This window comes from Streptomyces sp. NPDC002092 (genome assembly GCF_053593775.1).
Map to the genome: position 1 here is coordinate 113,106 of NZ_JBSFDG010000023.1, position 22,602 is coordinate 135,707.

The 22,602-nt window shown below is 71.6% G+C and carries 14 protein-coding genes and 1 pseudogene; 6 read left to right on the forward strand and 9 right to left on the reverse strand.

Annotated features, from left to right (window positions below; all coding sequences use genetic code 11):
- Nucleotides 1-72 precede the first annotated feature (72 nt).
- From ACWCRD_RS38900 to ACWCRD_RS38910, 3 genes are all read right to left on the reverse strand, one after another.
- On the reverse strand, nucleotides 73-1,566 hold the full coding sequence (locus ACWCRD_RS38900; RefSeq protein WP_450970420.1) for a protein kinase domain-containing protein: 1,494 nt from the start codon (nucleotides 1,564-1,566) through the stop codon (nucleotides 73-75).
- 38 nt (nucleotides 1,567-1,604) lie between these two features.
- Complete coding sequence (locus ACWCRD_RS38905) at nucleotides 1,605-2,198, reverse strand: hypothetical protein (RefSeq protein WP_450970407.1); 594 nt, start codon at nucleotides 2,196-2,198, stop codon at nucleotides 1,605-1,607.
- A 142-nt stretch (nucleotides 2,199-2,340) separates the two neighbouring features.
- Nucleotides 2,341-4,503 (reverse strand): N-6 DNA methylase, encoded by a 2,163-nt coding sequence (locus ACWCRD_RS38910; protein WP_450970408.1) that lies wholly within the window; start codon nucleotides 4,501-4,503, stop codon nucleotides 2,341-2,343.
- 210 nt (nucleotides 4,504-4,713) lie between these two features.
- Here ACWCRD_RS38910 and ACWCRD_RS38915 point away from each other — a divergent pair, with 210 nt between their 5' ends.
- Nucleotides 4,714-5,391 carry a hypothetical protein gene (locus tag ACWCRD_RS38915; protein ID WP_450970409.1) on the forward strand — a complete coding sequence of 226 codons (678 nt, stop codon included), beginning with the start codon at nucleotides 4,714-4,716 and terminating at the stop codon, nucleotides 5,389-5,391.
- A gap of 234 nt (nucleotides 5,392-5,625) precedes the next feature.
- Entirely contained in the window at nucleotides 5,626-6,351 is a 726-nt protein-coding gene (locus ACWCRD_RS38920) for a hypothetical protein (RefSeq protein ID WP_450970410.1), read from the forward strand.
- Between the two features lie 22 nt (nucleotides 6,352-6,373).
- Here the strand turns inward: ACWCRD_RS38920 and ACWCRD_RS38925 are convergent, their stop codons facing one another.
- On the reverse strand, nucleotides 6,374-7,057 hold the full coding sequence (locus ACWCRD_RS38925) for an HNH endonuclease family protein (protein WP_450970421.1): 684 nt from the start codon (nucleotides 7,055-7,057) through the stop codon (nucleotides 6,374-6,376).
- A 234-nt stretch (nucleotides 7,058-7,291) separates the two neighbouring features.
- Here ACWCRD_RS38925 and ACWCRD_RS38930 point away from each other — a divergent pair, with 234 nt between their 5' ends.
- Entirely contained in the window at nucleotides 7,292-7,477 is a 186-nt protein-coding gene (locus ACWCRD_RS38930) for an antitoxin (RefSeq protein WP_030941834.1), read from the forward strand.
- A gap of 85 nt (nucleotides 7,478-7,562) precedes the next feature.
- On the opposite strand, the gene mfd is transcribed toward ACWCRD_RS38930, so the two are convergent.
- The 3 genes from mfd to ACWCRD_RS38945 form a co-directional block, all read right to left on the reverse strand.
- The gene (mfd, locus tag ACWCRD_RS38935; protein ID WP_450970411.1) at nucleotides 7,563-11,117 is read right to left on the reverse strand and encodes a transcription-repair coupling factor; all 3,555 of its coding nucleotides are present in this window, start codon (nucleotides 11,115-11,117) and stop codon (nucleotides 7,563-7,565) included.
- A 386-nt stretch (nucleotides 11,118-11,503) separates the two neighbouring features.
- A complete protein-coding gene (locus ACWCRD_RS38940; RefSeq protein ID WP_450970412.1) occupies nucleotides 11,504-14,086 on the reverse strand; it encodes an ABC transporter permease in 2,583 nt (860 codons plus the stop codon).
- Nucleotides 14,083-14,871, reverse strand: coding sequence for an ABC transporter ATP-binding protein (locus ACWCRD_RS38945; protein ID WP_450970413.1), 789 nt, complete (start codon nucleotides 14,869-14,871; stop codon nucleotides 14,083-14,085). The genes ACWCRD_RS38940 and ACWCRD_RS38945 overlap by 4 nt, the downstream gene beginning before the upstream one ends.
- A 512-nt stretch (nucleotides 14,872-15,383) precedes the next feature.
- Here ACWCRD_RS38945 and ACWCRD_RS38950 point away from each other — a divergent pair.
- From ACWCRD_RS38950 to ACWCRD_RS38960, 3 genes are all read left to right on the forward strand, one after another.
- Nucleotides 15,384-16,796 carry an MFS transporter gene (locus ACWCRD_RS38950; protein ID WP_450970422.1) on the forward strand — a complete coding sequence of 471 codons (1,413 nt, stop codon included), beginning with the start codon at nucleotides 15,384-15,386 and terminating at the stop codon, nucleotides 16,794-16,796.
- A 219-nt stretch (nucleotides 16,797-17,015) separates the two neighbouring features.
- Nucleotides 17,016-17,462, forward strand: coding sequence for a DUF485 domain-containing protein (locus ACWCRD_RS38955; RefSeq protein ID WP_450970414.1), 447 nt, complete (start codon nucleotides 17,016-17,018; stop codon nucleotides 17,460-17,462).
- Nucleotides 17,459-19,072 (forward strand): sodium/solute symporter, encoded by a 1,614-nt coding sequence (locus ACWCRD_RS38960; protein WP_450970415.1) that lies wholly within the window; start codon nucleotides 17,459-17,461, stop codon nucleotides 19,070-19,072. The genes ACWCRD_RS38955 and ACWCRD_RS38960 overlap by 4 nt, the downstream gene beginning before the upstream one ends.
- A gap of 81 nt (nucleotides 19,073-19,153) precedes the next feature.
- Here the strand turns inward: ACWCRD_RS38960 and ACWCRD_RS38965 are convergent, their stop codons facing one another.
- Entirely contained in the window at nucleotides 19,154-20,041 is an 888-nt protein-coding gene (locus ACWCRD_RS38965; protein WP_450970416.1) for a cellulose-binding protein, read from the reverse strand.
- Between the two features lie 204 nt (nucleotides 20,042-20,245).
- Nucleotides 20,246-22,414 (reverse strand): annotated as a pseudogene (locus tag ACWCRD_RS38970) (SUKH-4 family immunity protein); the annotation flags it as partial.
- Nucleotides 22,415-22,602: the final 188 nt, after the last annotated feature.

The following is a 22,602-nucleotide window of genomic DNA, read 5'->3' on the forward strand; positions in this document are numbered from 1 at the left end:
CGGAACGCGATCAAGCGTTCGGGAAACGAAAGCCCCCGGAGATCACAAGAATCCCTCATGGTTCGGTAAAAACTAACCGCGTACCTGCCCCAACCACCCCAATGTGCGGCGGATTTCGGCCACGAGCGGGTGTGCGGGGCCGCGCAGGCGCTCCACATCGAGCAGGAGCCTGGCGAGCGTGTCGTGGGCGGCGGCGCGGTCGCCGAGGGCGAGCAGGAGGTGCCCGATGCGGCGGCGGACGTCGTGGGCGAGTTCGGGGTCGCCGGCCACGTACTGGTTCTCGTAGTACGGCAGCAGAGCGCGGTACTCGGCGAGCGCGGCCGCCGGCTCGCCGAGCTGCTCCAGGCACTGGGCGGCCTCGTAGCGGAAGCGCAGCGACTGCGGGTCGGCCAGGCCCGCCTCGGCGGCGCGTTCGTCGGCGAGGCGGCGCAGTTCGGGCAGTGCGCGCCGGTACTGGCCGTCGTCCATGAGGGTGGCCGCGTACTGCTTGCGCAGGGTGCGGACGACCGGCGAGTGCTCGCCGTGCTGTTCGGCGGCGGTCGGCAGGATCGCGCCGAGGATGTCGACGGCCTGCGTGATGCGGCCCTCGCCGAGGAGTCGCTTGACCTCGTCGACGGCGCGGGCCACGTCCGGTTTCTCCGCCTTCTCGACCGCCGGGGTGACCGGGGCGGGCTGGGGCGCGGGCGTGCGCGCGCGGTCCGGCCAGGGGGCGTGCGGGCGGAGGAAGGGGCGCGTGGGGTCGAGCGGCGCCCCGGTGGGCTTCCCACGTGCGGGCAGCATCAGCGCCAGGTGCTCGTACACGTCCTGCGCGGACGCCGGACGGTGCTGCGGGTCCTTGGCGAGCAGGCGCAGGACGAGGTGTTCGAGCGGCTCGGGGACCTCGGGGCGAATACGGCGTACGGGGACCGGGGGCTCGTACAGATGCCGGTGCAGTACGCCGAGTGCCGTGGAGCCCGCGAAGGGGACGTCGCCGCTGAGGAGTTCGTGCAGCAGTACGCCGAGCGCGTACAGGTCGGTGTACGGGCCGACCGCACCGCCCATGGCCTGCTCGGGCGCCATGTAGGCGGGCGAGCCGATGGGGGTGCCGGTGTGGGTCAGGCGGGTGGTGTCGGCGTCCATGACGGAGGCGACGCCGAGGTCGAGGACGGTGACCGTGCCGTCCTGCTTCACCATCACATTGCGGGGCTTGAGGTCGCGGTGGACGATCGGCACGGCGTGCACGGCGCTCAGCACGGCGCACAGTTGCGCGGCGACGGCGACCGCCCACTGCCAGGGGTACGGGTCGTGCTCCGCGAGGTGGTCGGAGAGGTCCGCGCCGTCGACGTACTGCATGACGAGGAACAGCTCCTCGCCCTCGCTGCCCGCGTCGTGCACGGTGACCAGCCCCGGGTGGTCGACCTGCGCGGTCACCCGGCACTCGCGCATGAACCGGCGGCGCAGTTCGTCCGCCTCGGCGCCCGCCACCTTGTCGGGGCGCAGCAGCTTCACCGCCACACGCCGGTCCAGCCGTTGGTCGTACGCGGTCCAGACCTGGCCCATGCCGCCCTGCCCGATGAGCGTGGACAGCGCATAGCGGCCGGCGACGACCCGTCCTGCCGCCACGGTCACCTTCCGCCCTCGTGGTTGCCGTCCGGGTGGCCCGGGTGCCGGCGCAGATAGTCGCTGAGTTCGTCGAGTTCGGCGCGCACCTGGTCGATACGGGCGGGCGCGGGGCGCTGCTGCGGCGGGGGCGGCGGTACGGGGGTGGAGGGCGCGGCCACCACGGGCGTCTGCGGGAGCGTGGCCGCGTACGGCGACGGGGGCTGCGGGTAGCCGTAGCCCATGCCCGAGGCCGGTGGCATCGGATAGCCGGTGGGGCCCGGCCCGAAGTGGCGTATGTCCGCGTACAGGTAGTAACCGGCGCAGGCTGCGGCGTTGAGGAGCAGGATGATCATGCCGACATTGCCGTTCGGCGTGCTGAAGTCGTCGGTGTGGTCGGTGCTCAGGAAGGCGAAGCTGATGCCGAGGACCACCAACGAGGCCGCGAAGATCCACCAGTCGGTGGCCTTGCGGGTCACGATCGCCGCGCGGAGCGTCGCCACCCATGCCAGGAATCCGATGCTGAGCAGCGCCACCGCCACGAAGATCACACGAAGCAGCACCAACACCGCGGTCGGGGGTCGACGCGGCGGAGGCGCGGCGTAGCCGTGGCCCTGCATGGCTGCTCCTGGAGGCCTGATGCGAACGGAATGTGAGTACCGCGTAAGTACTCGCTCCGAGCGTATAGGCCGACAAGGACAACGGGTCCCGCGTTGTGTCGAACCGTTGCAGCGCTGGTCAGCTTCCCCGGCGGGGAAGGCGTCAGTCCGGTGCGACCGTCCCGTCCGTCAGACCGTCGTACATCCCGCGCACGAGTTGCTCTCCGAGGCGGCCCGCACGGCGCAGGGCGCGTTCGAAGTCGTCGAGGGCGCGGAAGCGTTCGCCGTAGCGCCGCTGTTCGTCCAGGGGCAGGCGGGGCAGTTGAAGGCGGCGCACGTCGAGGCGGGTGGCCGTGGAGGCGTAGCTGCTGGCCTGGCGGTTGTTGGCGGTGCCGCGCAGGAACCCGGCGAGGAACCAGGGGTCGAGCGCCGTGGGATCGGGGCGCAGGAGGACGAGGTTGCGCCCGAGGGCGGCGCCCGCGGTCGTGTCGTCGATCACGCGTGCCACCGAGCCGCCGCCGAGCACCGGCACGACGACGTCGCCCGGCTGCGTCAGCACGGCGTCCTCGTCGCTCTCGGGCAGGGCGCCGGAGGGGGCGGTCTGGGCGAAGACGTCGTGGTCGGTGAGGACGGGCACGCGCGCGTGGCCGCCGTTTCCGCCGGTGCGCAGCACCAGGGCGCCCCCGCGGGCGAGTTCACCGACGGTGGTGAACGGCCAGCGGGGCGCGGGCTGCGCGTGGTCCGCGGGCGGCGGAGTGAGCTCGGCGGTCAGTCGCAGGGTCTCGCCGAGGCGTTCGCGTACGGCGGTGAGCGCGCCGGCGCCGTCGGTCACGGCCGGGGGCGGCAGATGGCGGGCCGGGGCGAGGTCGACGTCGTCGTCGAGGAGGTCGATGACCGGGAGGGAGCGGGCCAGGCCCGGGCGTTCGTCTAGCGTTCCGGCGCGGTCGAAGGCGCCCCAGGCGTCGAGCACGGCCTCGCGCACGGCCCGCCAGTCGGGCCCGCCGCGTCCCTCGGTGGCGTACTGCCCGGTGTCGGCGAGCAGCACCTCGGGCTGCGCGGGCGCCTTGTCGGGGCGGCGCAGCACCCACAGGTGGAGCGGGATGTTGTACGGGGGTGCCGCGCCGAGAGGCAGGGCGACCACGGCGCGCAGTGCGCCGCGGCGCAGCAGGTCGGCGCGGATGCGGCGGCCGGAGCGGCGGGAGGCGGCGGCGGGCGGCATCAGCAGGACGGCGGTGCCGCCGTCGCGGAGGCGGGCGAGGGCGTGCTGGGCCCAGGCCAGCTCGGATTCGTTGCGGGCCGGGAAGCCGTACTCCCAGCGGGGGTCGTAGGCGAGTTCGTCGTGGCCCCAGTTGCGTTCGTTGAACGGCGGGTGGCACAGGACGGCGTCGGCGCGCAGCCCGGGGTAGGCGTCGGCGCGCAGGGTGTCGCCCGCGGCGCCGCGCACGGTCGCCGGCGTGTGCAGGGCGAGCCGCAGGGCGGTGAGCGCGGCGAGGTCGGGGGCGCTGTCCTGGGCGTAGAGCTCCTGGTCGGGTCTGGGGGTGACGGCGCGCAGGAGGGCGCCGGTGCCGCAGGCGGGGTCGAGGAGGGTGCGGGCGGTGCCTGCCAGGTCGGCCATGAGTTCGGCGAGTTCGGTGGGGGTGAGCGTGTACTGGCGGGGGTTGGCGTCGAGGTGGCGGCCGAGGAGGAACTCGAAGGTCTGGCGGGCGCCTGATGCGGCGGCGAGTTCGGCGACCCCGCGCAGGAGGGGGGCGGAGGGGAGGAGTTGGGGGCCGGAGGGGGCTTGCACGGCGGGTGGTGTGGGGGCGGAAGTGGGGGTGGGGGCGGCGGTGAAGGTGTTCACGGCGAGCGGTGCGTTCACAGGCAGCGGGGAGTTCACACCCGGCTCCGCACCTCCGGCCGATCCGCTGTGAACACCGCGCCCTCGGACCGCCGCACCGAAGCGCGGTACCAGGACGTCCTCCAGCGCGCCCGTCAGCATCGCCGCCAGCCGCTCGTCGGACCCGGCGCTCGCCTCCAGCCAGACGGTCGGCCGGTCGTGGATGAGCAGCAGGGCGCAGCCTGCGTGGATCAACGCCGTGACGGGGCCCTCGGGATGCCCGGCGAGCTGCTGCCAGACGCGTTCACGGAGTGGCACCTCGGCGAGTTTGCCCTGTTTGCGCAGCCAGGCCTCGATTTCGGCGAGCGCGAAGGACGGGCTCGTCTCGGTGCCGCCGACGGGCTTGGGGAAGTCGGCGTGGCGGCGGCGCCAGTTGCTGACGGCGGCGCGGCCGACGCCGGCCAGCCGCGCGATCCCGGCGGCGGTCACCTCTGTCGCGTTGTCCTGCACCCGCCGGCTCCCCTCGTTGTCACAGTGTGACGCCGAGCATACCGACGCAGGCAAGATCCATGCATTCACGGCCGTGTACACACCCGACTCCGTGAACCGTGTTGACTCGGTTCACAGCCTCTGCTCTTATTGACCCAGCGAACACCGTGAACGGCAGCGGCCGGGCAACGGCAGTTCGCCACATCCGAACGTCCGAGGGGGGACATCGTCATGGGCATGAAGGGCAGGCTCACGCTGAGCGCCGTCGTGGGGGTCGTGGTCATCGGCGTCGTATCGGCGAACGCAGGCGACAAGGGAAGCGGCTCCACCTCCGGCTCCGGCAAGAACTCCTCGGCCTCCGCGCAGCACGACTCCGGCAACGGGAAGGCGCAAGCTGCCGGGAAGAAGAAGGCCGCGTTCGCGGGTGACGGCGACTTCCGGGTCGGCTCGGACGTCAAGCCCGGCACCTACCGCACCACCGGCAACACCGACGGCATGTGCTACTGGGAGCGCACCAAGGACGCCAAGGGCGAGACGGACTCGATCCTGGCCAACGACAATGTGAGCGGCACCAGTTACGTCACCGTCAAGGCCACGGACAAGCTCTTCAAGTCGAACGGCTGCAAGGACTGGGAGGCCGTCGGCACCAAGGCGAAGGGAACCCCCGCCGCCAGGATGGCCGGCGACGGCGGGATGTTCGGAGTCGGCTCCGACATCGCCCCCGGCACCTACCGGTCCACCGGCAACAAGGACGACTCCTGCTACTGGGAGCGGACCAAGGACGCCGAGCACTCGCTCCACTCGATCATCGCGAACGACAACGTGACCGGCACGGCCGTCGTCACCATCAGCCCGGGCGACGCCTACTTCAAGACCACCGGCTGCGGTGACTGGAAGAAGGCGGCCTGACCCTCCCCCTCCCGTGACCGCCGGGGCGCGGCCCGGGCGCCCGGCAAGGCGCCGGCTCCCCACCTGGGGTTCGGCCGTCCCACCCGCACGCTTACCATTACCGCTCGCCGCTCACCGAGCCGTTCCACCGGCTTCCACGGGCGGCCCCCACTCCCCACGCCCCGGGCCGCCTCCGGCCCGTGCACGGCATGCCCGTGCGCTCTCCCCCGTCAACACCACCTTTGAAGGACTGTCATGCGTCTCTCGCCTCGTGCCGCCACCCTGCTCGCCGTCGCGGCACTCCCCTTGGCCCTCACCGCCTGCTCGTCCGGTTCCTCCTCCGACCAGGGGGGCGCGGCTTCCTCCGACAAGGCGGCCGCGGCCAAGGCGAAGGACCCCAGCGCCTCTCTGCCCACCGGTACACAGCTGAAGAAGGCGCTGGCGCCCGCGTCGGCCTTCCCCGCCGGGCTCACCATCGAGGCCGACGGTTCCTCGGACACCGGCGACACCCTCCTCTCCCAGTCCGCCAAGAAGAGCGCGAAGCCGGACTGCACCAGGCTGGAAGCCACGTCCTGGATCCAGGTGAGCGGCTACAAGGGGGGCGTGTCGTTCGCGCAGAACGACTACGCGAGCAAGGACAAGACGCAGGAGGTCGCCCAGGAGATCGACACCTTCCAGGGCACCACGTCCGCCGCGGTGATGAAGAGCCTGCAGTCCGTCGCCACCGAGTGCGCCACGTTCACGGACACCGACGCGCACGCCAAGGTGAAGCTCACCGGCAAGTCCACGTCCGGGCTCGGGGACGAGGCCTACACGATGACGCTGACGAGCGGCACCTGGCAGAACGGCACCACGCTGATCGCGGCCCGGTCCGGCAACTCGGTGGTCACGGTGCTGTCCACGGCGGGCAGCGACAACGGCGCCGCGTCCGCGAAGAAGGTGACGACGACGGTCCTCGCGGCGCTGAAGAAGCAGGCGTAGCCGAGCCCCCGGCCCGTTCCCGTCAGTCGGCGCGGAAGCGGGCCGGCGCCTCGGTCGGGTTGCCGCCCGAGGGGAGCTTCTGTCCCGGGCACGCCTTGAGCACCTTCTCCATCGCGGCCTTCTCGGCGGCGGTCACCCACAGCCCGTACTTCTTCTTCACCGCGACCTGGGCGGCGACATAGGTGCACCGGTAGGCCTTGTTCGGCGGCACCCAGGTCGCGGTGTCGCCGTCGCCCTTGGCGCGGTTGGTGCTCGCGTCGACGGCGAGGAGGTTGAGCGGGTCGTTGGCGAGGGCTATGCGCTTGCGCGCGTCCCAGTACTTGGCGCCCTTCTGCCAGGCGTCGGAGAGGGCGACCATGTGGTCGATGTCGACGAGGCTGCGGCCGCGCCGGTAGGTCACCTTCTGGCCGGAGTACGGGTCCGACTCCAGGACGCCGTACGACACCTTGCACCTGCCGTCGCTGAACTTCACGTCGTCCAGGTCCCGTTTGAGGATGTCGTCACGGGTGTCGCAGCTGTTGGAGTCGGTGTCCGCCCAGGCGGCGCCGAACCTGTCCCGGGCGTAACCCGTCTTCGGCGCGCGCCCCTTCACGGTCAGCGACTCGGCGGCCGTGAGGGCCGCGCCCCCGCCGCCGGTCTGCTGCGGTCCGCCGGATCCCGTCTTGGTCTCCGCCTTGCATCCGGCCACGGCGAACACCAGCACCATGGCGGCCGCCGCCCCACCCCTCAGACGCCTCACGCTGTGCCCTCCCCTTGCTGCATGATCCGCCCCGCACGGGCGGTCTTCTCTCGTACGAATGTCCCGTACGACTGTCCGCACACCGTAGCGAGAGGGCGCACGGGGGCACTCATGAGGTCCAGACCAAAACCGGCCCGAGTGGGCATTGCTCATATATCGGCCGTATCGTCGTTGCTGAGCCATCTCGGGAAGGAGCTCTGGATGGGTATCTTCGACAGGTTCAAGAGCAACCGCCAGATGCAGGACAAGGCCAAGGACATGTCCGACGCGGCGGAACGCAAGGTGAACGAGAGAACGGGCAACAAGTACGAGAACCAGGTCGACGACGCCCAGCAGCGCATCGAGGGACAGCTCGGCATGGATCGCGACAGGCCCGAACAGCCTTAGGGCCACAGAGCAGCCGTCCGCGGAATCCGCCTCCCGCGGACGGCTTCGTATGTCCGTCTGCCGTCTGTCCGTCTGCCGTCCGGCTCTACGACCCCAGGATCGACGTCAGGAACTCGCCCACCCAGCCCAGCAACTCCCGCCCGACGAGCGGCTTTCCGCCCACCTTCGCCGTCTTCGGGCGCGGCACCAGCACCTGGTGGGCGGCCTGCTTGATGACGGTCCCGGGGTACAGGCGCTTGACCCTGAGCTCCTGGGACTCCCTCAACTCCACCGGTGCGAAACGGATGTTGTTGCCCTGCAGGACCACCTCGCCGACCGAGCAGGCGCGGGCGAGCATCCGCAGGCCCGCGACGAGGAGCAGGTTCTCCACCGGTTCGGGCAACTTGCCGTAGCGGTCGACGAGTTCCTCGCGTACGGACTTGATGTCCGCCTCCGTGTTGGCGGAGGCGATGGCACGGTAGGCCTGCAGGCGCAGGCGCTCGCCGGGGGCGTAGTCGTGCGGGACGTGCGCGTCGACGGGGAGCTCGATCTTGACCTCCAGGGGCGGCTCCTCCTCCACCCCGCCCTCCAGGGAGGCCCGGTAGTCCGCGACGGCCTCGCCGACCATACGGACGTACAGGTCGAATCCGACGCCGGCGATGTGGCCGGACTGCTCGCCGCCGAGGAGGTTGCCCGCGCCGCGGATCTCCAGGTCCTTCATGGCGACGTACATGCCCGCGCCCATCTCGGTGTGCTGGGCGATGGTGGCCAGACGCTCGTGGGCGGTCTCCGTCAGGGGCTTCTCCGGCGGGTACAGGAAGTAGGCGTAACCGCGCTCGCGGCCGCGGCCCACCCGGCCGCGCAGCTGGTGCAGCTGGGAGAGGCCGAAGTTGTCGCCGCGCTCCACGATCAGGGTGTTGGCGTTGGAGATGTCGATGCCGGACTCGACGATCGTCGTCGAGACGAGGACGTCGTACTTCTTCTCCCAGAAGTCGACGACGACCTGCTCCAGCGTCGACTCGGACATCTGGCCGTGGGCGGTCGCGATCCGCGCCTCGGGAACGATCTCACGCAGCCGGGAGGCGGCCCGGTCGATGGACTCGACCCGGTTGTGGATGTAGAAGACCTGGCCCTCGCGCAGGAGTTCGCGGCGGATGGCGGCGCCGATCTGCTTCTCCTCGTACGGCCCGACGAAGGTCAGGACGGGGTGGCGCTCCTCCGGGGGTGTGGTGATCGTCGACATCTCGCGGATGCCGGTCACGGCCATCTCCAGGGTCCTGGGGATGGGGGTCGCGGACATCGTCAGTACGTCGACGTTGGCGCGCAGCTTCTTCAGCTGCTCCTTGTGCTCGACGCCGAAGCGCTGCTCCTCGTCGACGATGACCAGGCCGAGGTCCTTGAACTTGGTCTCCGAGGAGAACAGGCGATGGGTGCCGATGACGACGTCCACCGAGCCCTCCCGCAGGCCCTCCAGCACGGCCTTCGCCTCGGTGTCCGTCTGGAAGCGGCTGAGCGCCCGTACGTTGACGGGGAATTGGGAGTAGCGCTCGGAGAACGTCCCGAAGTGCTGCTGCACCAGAAGGGTCGTGGGGACGAGGACCGCGACCTGCTTGCCGTCCTGTACGGCCTTGAAGGCGGCGCGGACCGCGATCTCCGTCTTGCCGTAGCCGACGTCGCCGCAGATCAGGCGGTCCATGGGGACCGACTTCTCCATGTCCTCCTTGACCTCGGCGATGGTGGTGAGCTGGTCGGGCGTCTCCGCGTACGGGAAGGCGTCCTCCAGCTCTCGCTGCCAGGGGGTGTCCGGGCCGAAGGTGTGGCCGGGGGCCGCCATGCGCGCGCTGTACAGCCTGATGAGGTCGGCCGCGATCTCCTTGACGGCCTTCTTCGCGCGCGCCTTGGTCTTCGTCCAGTCGGCGCCGCCCAGGCGGTGCAGGGTGGGGGCCTCGCCGCCGACGTACTTGGTGATCTGCTCCAGCTGGTCGGTGGGGATGTACAGGCGGTCGCCGGGCTGGCCGCGCTTGGCGGGGGCGTACTCGACGACGAGGTACTCGCGGGTGGCGCCCTGCACCGTGCGCTGCACCATCTCGATGTAGCGGCCGACGCCGTGCTGCTCGTGGACGATGTAGTCGCCCGCCTCCAGGGTGAGCGGGTCGATGGTCTTGCGGCGGCGGGCCGGCATCCGGGCGCCGTCCTTGCCGGCTGCTTTCTGGCCGGACAGGTCGGTCTCGGTCAGGACGGCGAGTCTGAGCGCCGGGTCGACGAAGCCGTAGTCGATCGAGCCGCACGCCACGTGCACGACGGACGGGGAGATCTCCCCGAGTTCCACGTCGAGGCGGGCCGCGATGCCCTCGCCACCGAGCACCTCGACCGTGCGGGCCGCCGGGCCGTGCGCCTCGGTGACGAACACCGTGCGCCAGCCCTCGGCGAGCCAGCCCTTGGTGTCGGCGAGGGCCTTGGCGGTGTCGCCCCGGTAGGTCTCGGGGGCGTGCATGCCGAGCTTGAGGGTGTCCGCGTCGCCCCCCGCGTCAGCGGCAGATGTGAACGTTTCGTCGGCGGCGAAGGGGGAGACCGACCACCACATCATGTCCAGCTCGCGGGCCCGCTCACGGACGTCCGCGATGGACCAGAGCGATGCGGCGCCGACGTCGATGGGGGCCTCGCCGCCGCCCGCCGTGGCCGCCCAGGACGCCTGGAGGAACTCCTGGGACGTCGCGACGAGATCGGCGGCACGCGTGCGTACCCGCTCCGGATCGCATACGACGGCCATGGCGCCCTTGGGCAGGACGTCGATCAGCAGTTCCATGTCGTCGACCAGGACGGGGGCGAGGGACTCCATGCCCTCGACCGCGATGCCCTCGGCGATCTTGCCGAGCAGTTCGCCCAGCTCCGGGTGCTGCTCGGCGAGGGTGTGCGCACGCGTGCGTACGTCGTCCGCGAGCAGGAGTTCACGGCAGGGCGGCGCCCACAGGCCGTGGTCGGCGACCTCTAGGGAGCGCTGGTCGGCGACCTTGAAGTAGCGGATCTCCTCGACGTCGTCGCCCCAGAACTCCACGCGCAGGGGGTGTTCCTCGGTGGGCGGGAAGACGTCCAGGATGCCGCCTCGTACGGCGAACTCGCCGCGCTTCTCGACGAGCTCCACGCGCGCGTACGCGGCGGCGGCGAGGGCCTCCACGATCTCGTTCAGGTCGGCGGTCTGCCCGGTCTTCAGTGCGACCGGTTCCAGGTCTCCGAGGCCCTTGACCTGCGGCTGCAGCACGGATCGTACCGGCGCTACGACGACGGAGACCGGGCCGGTCTCGGGGTCGTCCGGGCGGGGGTGGGCCAGGCGGCGCAGGACGGCGAGGCGGCGGCCGACGGTGTCGCTGCGGGGGCTCAGCCGCTCGTGCGGGAGTGTCTCCCAGGAGGGGTAGTCCACGACTCCCTCCGGCGGCAGCAGCGAGCGCAGGGCGGCGGCCAGGTCCTCGGCCTCGCGTCCTGTCGCCGTCACCGCGAGCACGGGGCGGGCGGTCTCGCGGGCGAGGGCGGCGATCGCGAAGGGGCGGGCGGCCGGGGGGCCGACGAGGTCGATGTGCATGCGGTTGCCGTCGGTGGCCGCCTTGACGGCTTCTGCGAGGGCGGTGTCCTTGACGACGGCGTCGAGCAGACCGTGCAGGCTCATTCGGGGCGGCTTTCGTCCGGGGGGCGGGCAACGCGAAGGGCCCGACGCGCGCGGCGGGCCGGGGGTCCCTCAAGCGTACGACGGTGCTCGGGCGGGTGTCGGGGCCTGTGGATTTCGCCCCCGCCGCCCCTACGCGTCCCGAACCGGGGGCCAGCCCCCGGACCCCCGCTCCTCAAACGCCGGAGGGGCTGGATTCGGCTCAGCCAACTCAGCCCGTCCGGCGTTTGAGGACGAGGCCGTTCAGGCCGAAAGCGGGGGTCTGGGGGCGCAGCCCCCAGGGACGGGACGGGAAGGGGCGGCGGGGGCGAGCAAAACTGCCCGGCACCGGCGAGTCCTGCAAGACCCCCCGGCACCGGGCGCTCCCCCGCAACCCCCGTCTGCGGTGGCTATTCGGTGGCGATCGCGTTCAGTACGTTCATGCGGCCCGCCCGGAAGGCCGGGATCAGGGCGGCGAACAGGCCCACGAAGGCCGAGCCCAGGAAGACCGCGATCAGGGTGGACCACGGGATCTCGAGGACCTTCAGTCCCTCCAGGGCGAGCAGTTGCTGGGCCGTCGCGCCCCAGCCCATGCCCAGGCCGAGGCCCAGCAGGGCGCCGAACAGGGCGATCACCACGGACTCCATGCGGATCATGCGGCGCAGCTGCCGCCGGGACAGGCCGATCGCCCGCATCAGGCCGATCTCCCTCGTCCGCTCGACCACCGACAGCGCCAGGGTGTTCACGACACCGAGGATCGCGACGATGATCGCGAGGGCCAGCAGGCCGTAGATCATGTTCAGCAGCTGGCCGATCTGGTCCTTGAGCGCCTGCTTGTAGTCGGTCTGGTCGCGCACCTTGTACTGCGGGTAGTCGTGCAGCGCGGACTTCAGCGACTTGTACGCGGTGTCCTGCTGCCCTTTCTCGGCGGTGGCGAAGACCAGCTGGTCCAGGGGCATCTTGTCGGCCGGCACGTACTTGGCGAGCGTGGCGATGGAGGTGTACTTCGCACCCTGGTCGATCACGTCGTCGCTGGTGGTGATCGCGCGCACGGTCAGGTGCGCGGTGGTGGCGCTGTCCTTGAACCTGATGTCGATCTTCGAGCCGAGGTGGATGCCGTGCGCCTTGGCGAACTTCTCGTGCACGGACATCGAGTCCGGCAGATAGGCGTCCTTGAGGTTTCCCGCGACGGTCTTCTTGCGCAGGTCCGTCGCGTACGTCGGGTCGGCCGCCGTGATGTCGGTGTCCTTGAGGGTCTTGCCGTCGGGGGTCGTGTAGTCGGCCTTGGCCGTCCTGTACTCGGTGACCCGGGCAAGACCCGGGGTGTCCTTCACGGCCTTGACCGCCTGCGGTGTGACCAGCTGGCCGCTGTCGGACTGGATGATGAAGTCCGTGCCGACGGTCTTGTCGAGCTGGTCGGTCGCGGAGGCGACCATGGAGGAGCCGACCACCGAGAGGCAGGCGACCAGGGCGAGGCCGATCATGAGGGCGGCGCCGGTGGCGCCCGTGCGGCGCGGGTTGCGCAGCGCGTTGCGTTCGGCCATCCGTCCGACGGGTCCGAAGGCCCGCAGCAGTACGGCGCCCAGGACGCGCACCACACCACCCGCGAGCAGCGGGCCGATGACGACGAACCCGATCAGGGACAGCACCACGCCCAGGCCGAGCCAGAGCGAACCGTCGCTCGCCTTGTCGACGCCCGCGGCCAGGTAGAGGCTGTAGCCTCCGGCGCCGGTGAGCAGCAGGCCCACCAGGGCCCGGATGCGGCCCGCCTTGGCGTCGGCGGGGGCGCCGGCGTCGCGCAGTGCGGCCATCGGGGAGACCTTGCCGGCCCGGCGGGCGGGCAGATAGGCGGCGAGGACGGTGACGACGACGCCGAGCAGGAGACCGACCACCGGGGTCGTCCAGGCGACCGTCAGATCGGCGGTCGACAGGTGCATGCCCATCTGGCCCATGAGCTTCATCAGGCCGACCGCGAGGCCGACGCCTGCGCCGACACCGAGCACGGACCCGAAGACGCCGAGCAGCAGTGCCTCCGCGAGCACCGACCGGTTGACCTGCTTGCGGCTGGAGCCGATGGCCCGCATCAGGCCGATCTCGCGGGTCCGCTGGGCGACCAGCATCGAGAAGGTGTTGATGATCAGGAAGATGCCGACGAGGAAGGCGATCCCGGCGAAGCCGAGCATCGCGTACTTCATGACGTTCATGAAGCCCTCGACGCTCTTCTGGTTGGCGTCGGCGGTCTCCTTGGCGGTCTGCACCTTGTAGGTGGTGCCGAGCGCCGAGACGACGTTCTTCTTCAGCTGCGGGTCGGTCACGCCGCTCGCGGCCGTGACGTTGACGTTGGTGAAGACGCCGGTCCTGCCGACGAGCGTCTGCTGGGCGGTCTTCGTGTCGAGGTAGAAGATCGCGGCACCGGGGTTGGTGACCTGGAAGTCGGCGATGCCGGAGATCTTCGCTTCGTGCGTGCCGACCGCGCTGATCACGCCGATCTCGTCACCGAGCTTCAGGTGGTGCTTGTCCGCGGTGTCGCGGTCGACCATCACCTGGTCGGGACCCTTGGGCGCCGTACCGGAGGTGATCTTCATGGTGCGGGCGTCGTTGCCGTTCCAGCTGCCGACGATCGTCGGGGCACCGCTGGACGGCGACAGGCTGTCCTTGGCGGCGTCGACGACGGTCACGGAGGTGGAGAAGACGGTTCCTTCCGCCGCCTTCACGCCCTGCGCGGCGCGGACCTTGGCGACCACGGAGGCCGGCATGACCGGCGGCCGACCGTTGTCGGAGGTCGTCTCGCCGCTGTCCGAGGCGCCCTTGGCGCTCACCGTCACATTGGACGAGGTCGCCTGGAACAGCTTGTCGAAGGTGGTGTTCATGGTGTCGGTGAAGACCAGCGTCCCGCAGACGAAGGCCACCGACAGCAGCACGGCGATCGCCGACAGGGCCATCCGCCCCTTGTGCGCGAAGAAGTTGCGCATCGAAGTCTTCAGCACGGTCATGACGTGCGCCCCCGGGCGTCGAAGTCCTTCATACGGTCGAGGACGGCGTCTGCGGTCGGCTTGTACATCTCGTCGACGATCCGGCCGTCGGCGAGGTACAGCACCCGGTCCGCGTACGAGGCCGCCACCGGGTCGTGCGTGACCATCACGATGGTCTGCCCGAGCTCGTCGACCGACCTGCGCAGGAAGCCCAGCACCTCCGCTCCCGCACGGGAGTCGAGGTTTCCGGTCGGCTCGTCACCGAAGATGATCTCGGGCCGCGCGGCCAGCGCCCGGGCCACGGCCACGCGCTGCTGCTGACCGCCGGAGAGCTGGGTGGGCCGGTGCTTGAGCCGGTCGCTCAGCCCTACGGTGTCGACGACCCGCGCCAGCCACTGCTTGTCGGGCTTGCGCCCGGCGATGTCCATGGGCAGCGTGATGTTCTCTATCGCGTTCAGCGTCGGCAGCAGGTTGAACGCCTGGAAGATGAACCCGATCCGGTCCCGGCGCAGCTGCGTGAGCTTCTTGTCCTTGAGCCCGGTGATCTCGGTCTCGTCGAGGTAGATCTGCCCCGAGGAGACGGTGTCGAGCCCGGCCAGGCAGTGCATGAGCGTGGACTTGCCGGAGCCCGAGGGGCCCATGATCGCGGTGAACTGCCCGCGGGCGATGTCGACGTCCACGTGGTCGAGGGCGACGACACGGGTCTCGCCGGCCCCGTACGCCTTCACGACCTGCCGCGCCCGGGCGGCAACGGCCGTACGCCCTCCAGTGCCCCCGTGCCTGGGAATGGTCACGGCCGAAGTCATGGTAAATCTCCTATGTCGGTTACGAAGGTGACGCACGAGTGCTGCGCCGGACCGGTCCTGCCGGTCGTGCTGTGCTGGTTACGCGGATGAGTCTGGCCTCGCGGAGGGGTCCGGCGCGCTGGTGCCCGGCACCCTCTTGTGCTGGGGAAAACCCCACCCCCGCCGGTTCGGTCAACCACCCCTCACCGGCGCCCCAGCGACGTAAAACCAGGTTAAGGACGCCACCGGCCGCTCTCCTCCTCCGGCAGTACGAACCCTCCCCGGGCCGTAGTACGGAGGAACCCCTAGGGGCAGTCCACCGACGGGTGGAGACGTTCTCGGGGTTCCGCTCCACCCACCGGCGCAGTCAGCTTCCACCCTGCCGCCACGTGAGGGTCAAGTGGGAAGCTGTTCGGCGGCGGATAGATGCAAGGGGAAGGAATCCTGTGGACCAGGGGGACACCGAGATACGGACGGCCGCGACGGACCGGCCACAGGACACGCGACGACGCCGCGCCGTCGTCGCCGCGCTGATGCTCGCGATGGCGCTCGCCGCCCTCGACGCCACGATCGTCTCGACGGCCGTCCCGCAGATCGTCGGAGACCTGGGCGGTTTCTCGGTCTTCTCCTGGCTGTTCTCCGGTTATCTGCTCGCCGTGACGGTGACGCTCCCGGTGTACGGCAAGCTGTCGGACACCTTCGGCCGCAAGCCGGTGCTGATAGCGGGCGCTTCGGTGTTCCTGGCCGGTTCGCTGCTGTGCGCGGTGGCCTGGAACATGGGGGCGCTGATCGCCTTCCGCATCCTCCAGGGCCTGGGCGGCGGGGCGCTCCAGGGCACGGTGCAGACGCTCGCCGCCGACCTCTACCCGCTCAAGGACCGCCCGAAGATCCAGTCCAAGCTGTCCACGGTGTGGGCGGTGTCGGCGGTGGCCGGCCCGGGCGTGGGAGGCGTCCTGGCCGCCTACGCCGACTGGCGCTGGATCTTCCTGGTCAATCTGCCCATCGGAGCGGTGGCGTTGTGGCTGGTCGTCCGTCATCTGCACGAGCCGCAGCGGGGGCCCGCCGAGCGTCCCCGTATCGACTGGGCGGGTGCGCTGGCGGTGTTCGCGTGCGGGGGTGTCCTGCTGACGGCCCTGGTGCAGGGCGGGGTGGCCTGGCCGTGGCTGTCGGGGCCGTCGACGGCCTTGTTCGGTACGGGACTTGCGCTGGCCGGGGTGGTGGTCCTGGTCGAACGCCGGGCGGCCGAGCCGATCATCCCCGGCTGGGTGTGGCGGCGCCGTACGATCGCGGCGGTCAATCTCGCCCTGGGTGCGCTGGGACTGCTGATGGTGGCGCCGAGCGTGTTCCTGCCGACGTATGCGCAGTCGGTGCTGGGCCTGGCCCCGGTGGCGGCCGGCTTCGTCCTGTCGGTGTGGACGCTGAGCTGGCCGGTCTCGGCGGCGCTGAGCCAGCACGTGTACCGGCGGATCGGCTTCCGCAACACCGCGATGGTGGGCATCGGGACGGCGGCGCTGATCCTGTTCGCGTTCCCCTTCCTGCCCTACCCGGGCCGGGCCTGGCAGCCGGCCCTGCTGATGCTGCTGCTCGGCGCGGCCCTGGGATTGTTCCAGCTCCCGCTGATCGTGGGGGTGCAGTCGACGGTGGGGTGGGCGGAGCGCGGCACCACCACGGCGTCGGTGCTGTTCTGCCGCCAGACCGGCCAGACCATCGGGGCGTCGGTGTTCGGCGCGGTGGCCAACGGGGTGCTCGCCGACAGGCTGGGCGGCGCGAGCGACCTGGACTCGGTGACCCGGGGACTGGACGCGGGGCAGGTGCCGGAGGCCACCCGGCGGGCGATCGCGGACGCGGTGCACGCGGTGTATCTGGGCGCCGGATGCGCGGCCGCCGCGGCCTTCCTGGTGCTGCTGTTCCTGGCCCCGCGCCGCTTCCCGGTGCTCAAGGACTGACGTCCGCGGCGGGGGCATCTGTCACCCCCGCTGAGGCGCAAAAGTCTGAGTTAACGCGGGTAACGTCGCAGGTCAGCATAGTAAGCGCATACCGACCGGCCAGTTTGGTGAAAACCCCGCGCGGCCGGAAACCGGCGAGTAGCGTGCGTGGCTCCGCACCGCCCCCCAACCTCCCTGCGGTCCCCCGCACAGGACCCGAGCCACGCAAGGAGCACCGGGATGTCCTACGACCGGTCCCCGTCGTACCCGCACCGCCATGCACCGCAGAACACGTCCCTGCCGTACGAGGCCACCTACCCGTGGATGCCGCCCACCCCGCCGCCCGAGCCGGCCCGACGGCGCCGCCCTCCCGAGGCCCCTCTCGGCCACCACAGCGATCTGCGGATCCTGCGCAGTGCGCACCGCTGGCAGCGGCGCACCGCCACCCTCACCGCACTCGGCTACTTCACGCTGTTCCTGATCCTCTCGGCGTTCGCCCCGTCGTTCATGACGACCACCGTCACCGACGGACTGCCCACCGGGCTGCTGCTCGCCCTGCTCCAGATACCCGTCACCTGGCTGGCGATCGCGCTGTACGAGCACACGGCCCGCCGCTACGTCGACCCGATCGCGGACCGCATCCGCAAGCAGGCCGAACTGGACGCCAAGCGGGAGGCGGCAAGATGACCACCGGGTTCAGCGGAAACGCCGAGGCCATGTCCCTCGTCGCCTTCTCCACCGTCGCCGCGGTCACCCTGCTGCTGTGCGTGATGACCGGCCCGGACGGCGACGACCTCGACGAGTTCTACACCGGCTACGGCTCCCTCTCCCCCATGCGCAACGGCCTCGCCATCGCCGGCGACTACATCTCCGCGGCGAGCGTGCTCGGCACGGGCGGCGTGATCGCCCTGTGCGGCTACGACGGGATCGCGCTCGCCCTGAGCACCGCGCTGTCGCTGATGCTGCTGATGTTCCTGCTGGCCGAACCCCTGCGCAACGCGGGCCGGTTCACCATGGGGGACGCGCTGGCCCGCCGTATGCCGGGCCGAGGGGTGCGGATCACCGCCTGCGTGGTCACCATCGCCGCACTGCTGCCACTGATGCTGGTCCAACTGGCGGGCACCGGACAGCTGTTGGCGTTCATCCTCGGTTTCTCCGGCGACTCGCTGAAGACCGGCTGCATCATCGGGCTCGGCGCCCTGATGATCAGCTACGCGGCGATCGGCGGCATGAAGGGCACCGCCCTCATCCAGATCCTGAAGATCGTGATGCTGCTCGGCTCGGGCGCCGTGGTCGCCCTGCTCGTACTGCAGCGCTTCGACTGGGATCCGGGGGCGCTGTTCAACGCCGCCGCCGCGCAGAGCGGGGTCGGCTCCGCCTTCCTGCACTCCGGCGTGGAGTTCGCCGGCAGCCCCGCCCCCCGCCTGGACATGATCACCTCGGAGCTCACGATCGTCCTCGGCGGCGCCTGTCTGCCGCACGTCACCATGCGCATGTACACCGCGCGCAGCGCCCGTCAGGTGCGGCGCTCGATGTCGTGGGCGGTGTCGTCGGTGGTGCTGTTCGTGCTCATCATGACGGTCGTCGGGTTCGGCGCGACGGCGCTGATCGGCCGGGCGGTGATCGCGCAGGCCGACCCGCAGGGCAACACGGCCTATCTGCTCGGCTCACGGGCGGCCTTCGGTACGAACGTCTCGGCGTCGGAGACGTTCCTGTTCACCACGGTCACCACGGCGATCTTCCTGACCCTGCTCGCCTCGGTCGCCGGGATGATCCTCGCCTGCGCCAACTCCCTCGCCCACGACGTCTTCGCCACCCGGGTGCAGGAACTGTCGGAGCGCCGCGAGGTGCTGCTGGCCCGGGTCTCGGCCCTCGCGGTGGGCATCCCGGCGATCCTGCTGGCCACCCTGGTCCAGCACCACAGTCTGCAGCCCCTGGTGACCCTCTCCTTCTGCCTGGGCGCCTCCGCGATCGCGCCCGCCCTGGTCTACAGCCTCTTCTGGCGCCGCTACACCCGTATGGGCCTGCTCTGCACGCTGATCGGCGGCACGCTCGCGGTCCTGCTGATCATGCCGGGCACCAACCTGGTCTCCGGCTCCCCCGCCGCCGCCTTCCCCCACTCCGACTTCAACTGGTTCCCGTTCACGACCACCGGCCTGGTGACGATCCCCCTGGGCTTCGCCTTCGGCTGGCTCGGCACGGTGACCTCCGGCCGGCGGGCCTCGGAGGAACAGCGACGCGAGTACGAGGCCGTGGAGGGGTGGATCCTGGCAGGGGCGGTACGCAGAAGCGGGTGACGGCCCGCGGCACGCAGGCTGCGCCGATCGTGGTCGGCGGGACGGAGGCGCGGCCTGTGCCGGGCGCCTCCGTCCCGCCCGTCACTCCCCCGACGCCGAACCCGTCAACGCGGTAAGGCTGTTGCGTACGTTGTCCATCTGCACCTGCACCTCGTCCGACCGCTCGCTGTGCTGCTGCAGCACCTGCTCGGTCTCCCGGGCGACCTGCTCCTCCTGCCGGCGCGCCGCCGCGAGGATCTCCGCGGCGCGCGCGTTCGCCTCCTCCTGGCAGCGGTGGGCGTACTCCTCCGCCTCCATGAACTCCCGCCTCGCCTCGGTCAGCTCGGCCTCGGCCCGAGCGATCCGCCCGGCCTCCCGCGCATCGATCGCCGCCGCACGCTCGGCCTCGTCCCGCTCCACCTCGTCCCACCGCTCGGCGAACTCCTTGGCCTGCTCGGCGAGTTTCACGGTGGCGCGCTGCCGTGCCTCCCTGAGCAAGGACAGCACCTCGCCCCGGCCCTCCTTCAGGGCCTGGCGGGCACCGATGCGGATCTCGTCGGCCTCGGCACGCGCCACGAGCAGCCGCTGGCCGGCGTGTTCCTCGGCGTCGGCGAGTACCGACTCGGCGTGCGCCTGGGCGGCGTCCAGCACGCCGCTCGCGTGCGCCTGGGCGGCCTCCACCAGGCGCTGCGCCTCCTGCCGGGCCCGCTCCCGTACGGCCGCGGCTTCCTCCTGCACATGCCGGAACAGGTCCCGGGCGCCCTCCCCGAGCGCCTCGTAGGTCTGCGGGGACAGCTTCGACACGGTCTCCTGCAACAGAGCTGCCTCCGCCTCCATGTCCTTGGCGAGGACGGTGAGCCGGGCCGCCCGCTCCCAGGCGGCATCCCGGTCCAGGGAGAGCGCCTCGGCGAACACTTCGACCTGTTCGGGGCAGTAACCGCGCCCCCGTACGGCCCCGAAGCCATGGGGCGAGATCGGTGTGCTGCTCATCCTGGAACCCCTCTCCGCCGAACTCTCCGCCGTACGGGCGCGCAATGATGATTTCGCGCACATCTTGATATATCGGGCAGAAGTGTTCATAACGCGACACTCCGGAGGCGGATCGCGATCGGCGTACGACGCAAAAGGGCCGGGCCGGTCAGAACGACCGGCCCGGCCCGCAGCAAGCAGCCCGGGTTCCTCAGCAGCGGAGCATCACAGCAGCCCGTCCCACATCTGCTCCAGCAGCACCGACCACCAGCTCTCCGGCGAACCGAGCGCCGCCGGATCGAGGGAGGCCAGCTGGGCCTGGAAGTCGACGGTCCAACGGCCCGCCTGCTCCTGGTTCAGACCGAACCTGAGCCGCCACATCCGGCCCAGCAGCGCCAGACACCGCTGGAACTCGGGCAGCCCCGTGTTCACGAACTGCGGCGGCACGGGCGCACCACCGGGCCCGGCCTCCACCGGCACGGCCACGATGTTCGCGGTGCCGTACTGCACACACACCGCCCGGCCGAAGTCGCTGCCCATGACGAGATACGAGCCCGCGTCCGAGGCAGGCTGCACACCGCGCTCCTGCGCGAGCTCGGCGAGCGTCGGCACCGGCCGCCCCGGCTGGGCCTGCGCCCAGAAGAACGGACCCATGTCCGTCGGCAGCCCCGCCGCCACCAGCGAGTGCGCCACGACCGGCGGCACACCCTGCCGGGACACGGCAGCCTGCTCGAACCGGAACACACCCGGCCCGAACGCACCCGCCAGCTCCTGCCCCACCGCCTCCGGCGGAATCGGCGGCGCCGACTGCACCGGCGGCAACGGCGCCCGCACCGGAGCAGGGCGGGCCGGCCCGTCCGCCACCTGATGCAGCTCGCCCTGGTGCGCCAGCAGTTGCTGCATGCCCTGCTGCCGGCTCGCGTGATCCGTCCCGTAAGGTGCGATGGACGTGATCCGCGCCTGCGGCCACTGCTCCCGGATCATCCGCGCACAGTACGCACCCGGCAGCTCGCACGACTCCAGCTCCGTGTGCAGCTCCAGCACCTGGTCCGGCGGCACGTTCATACCGCGCAGCTCATGGAAGATCTGCCACTCCGGATGCGGCACACCCGGCGCCGACCGCCGAATCAACTGCTGCTCGGACCCGTCCTGCGCCCGGTACCGAAGCACGGCCTGATAACCGGGCCCCACGGTGGGCTGCCCCTGCGGCTGCGGATAGCCGTACGCGGGGGGCTGCGGGGCGCCGGGCGGCGGCACCGCACCGGGCTGCATGCCAGGCGCCGGCGGCGGAGCACCGGGTGCGCCTACAGGAGGCCCGGCCAGCACGGTCTCCGCATGGTGTACGGCACCTCGACCACCGGCGGAACCGGGGGTGCCGGGACCGCCCGGAACACCAGGGGGCGGGGTGCCGGGGGCCGCGGGCGTACCCGGAGCGCCCGGCGGCTGCGGGAAGCCGGGGGCCCCTGGAGCACCGGGGGTGCCGGGAGGCGGCGGGGTGCCGGGGGCCGCGGGCGACCCCGGAGCGCCCGGCGGCTGCGGGAAGCCAGGACCCCCCGGACCGCCGGGAGGCGGCGGGAAGCCCGGGGCACCGGGAGCACCGGGGCCCACCGGCGGCTGCGGGGCACCAGGACCGCCCGGAGCACCAGGAGGCGGCGGGAAACCAGGGCCACCCGGAGCACCGGAAGGCGGCGGGAAACCAGGGCCACCCGGAGCACCGGAAGGGTGAGGGCCACCGGGAGCACCCGGCGTCTGCGGAACACCAGGCGCGCCGGGCGCCCCCGGAGCCGCAGGAGGCTGGGGCGGCGCACCCATGCCGGGAGCACCCGAGGCGAAGGGAGCGCCGGGCGCGCTCGGTGCACCCGGGGCGCCGGGAAACACCTGCCCGCCGTGCGCACCCGGAACACCGGGAGGCCCCGGAGGCTGCGGCGCACCCGGAGCCCCTGGAGGCCCCGGAGGCTGCGGGGGACCGGGCGGCTGCGGCGCACCCGCGCCCGGAACACCAGGCGCCTCCGGAGGCTGCGGTGCCCCCGGCCCCATCCGGCCGGGGTCGGCGAGCATCGTGGCGGCCTGGTGGACGTTGGCCGGAGGCGTACCGCCGGGGGCGTTCGGCGCGCCGGGCGGGTGGGGGGCGCCCGGCGGAGTGGGCGCACCCCCTGGAGCCCCAGGTCCAGCGCCCTCAGGCCCGTCCGGACCGAGCGCCGACACCAGCTGCGTGGGAACGTACCCGCCCGCACCGGGCCCCGGCGGAGGCGGCGGCGCGCTGCCCGGCCGGGCACCCGGCGTTCCCGGAGCGCTCGGCGGAGGCGGCGTGGACGAACCCCGGCGCGGCGAAGGAGCCGCCTTGCTCGTCGCGGCGTCGGCGATGTCCCCGGCGTTCGGCGCCGGCGGCCGCCCAGGTGCCTGCGGGTAGCCGTAAGAAGGCGCGGGCGCAGCCCCGGCACCCGGCGGCTGCGGATAGCCGTACGACGGAGGAGCCGGTGGCGCAGGGGGCGCCCCGGTGGCGTCCTGGACGAGCCGCACGTCGATCGTGGGCTCCTCGTACTCGGTCCACCGGTCGCGCTTGAAGGTCAGCAGCGGACGGC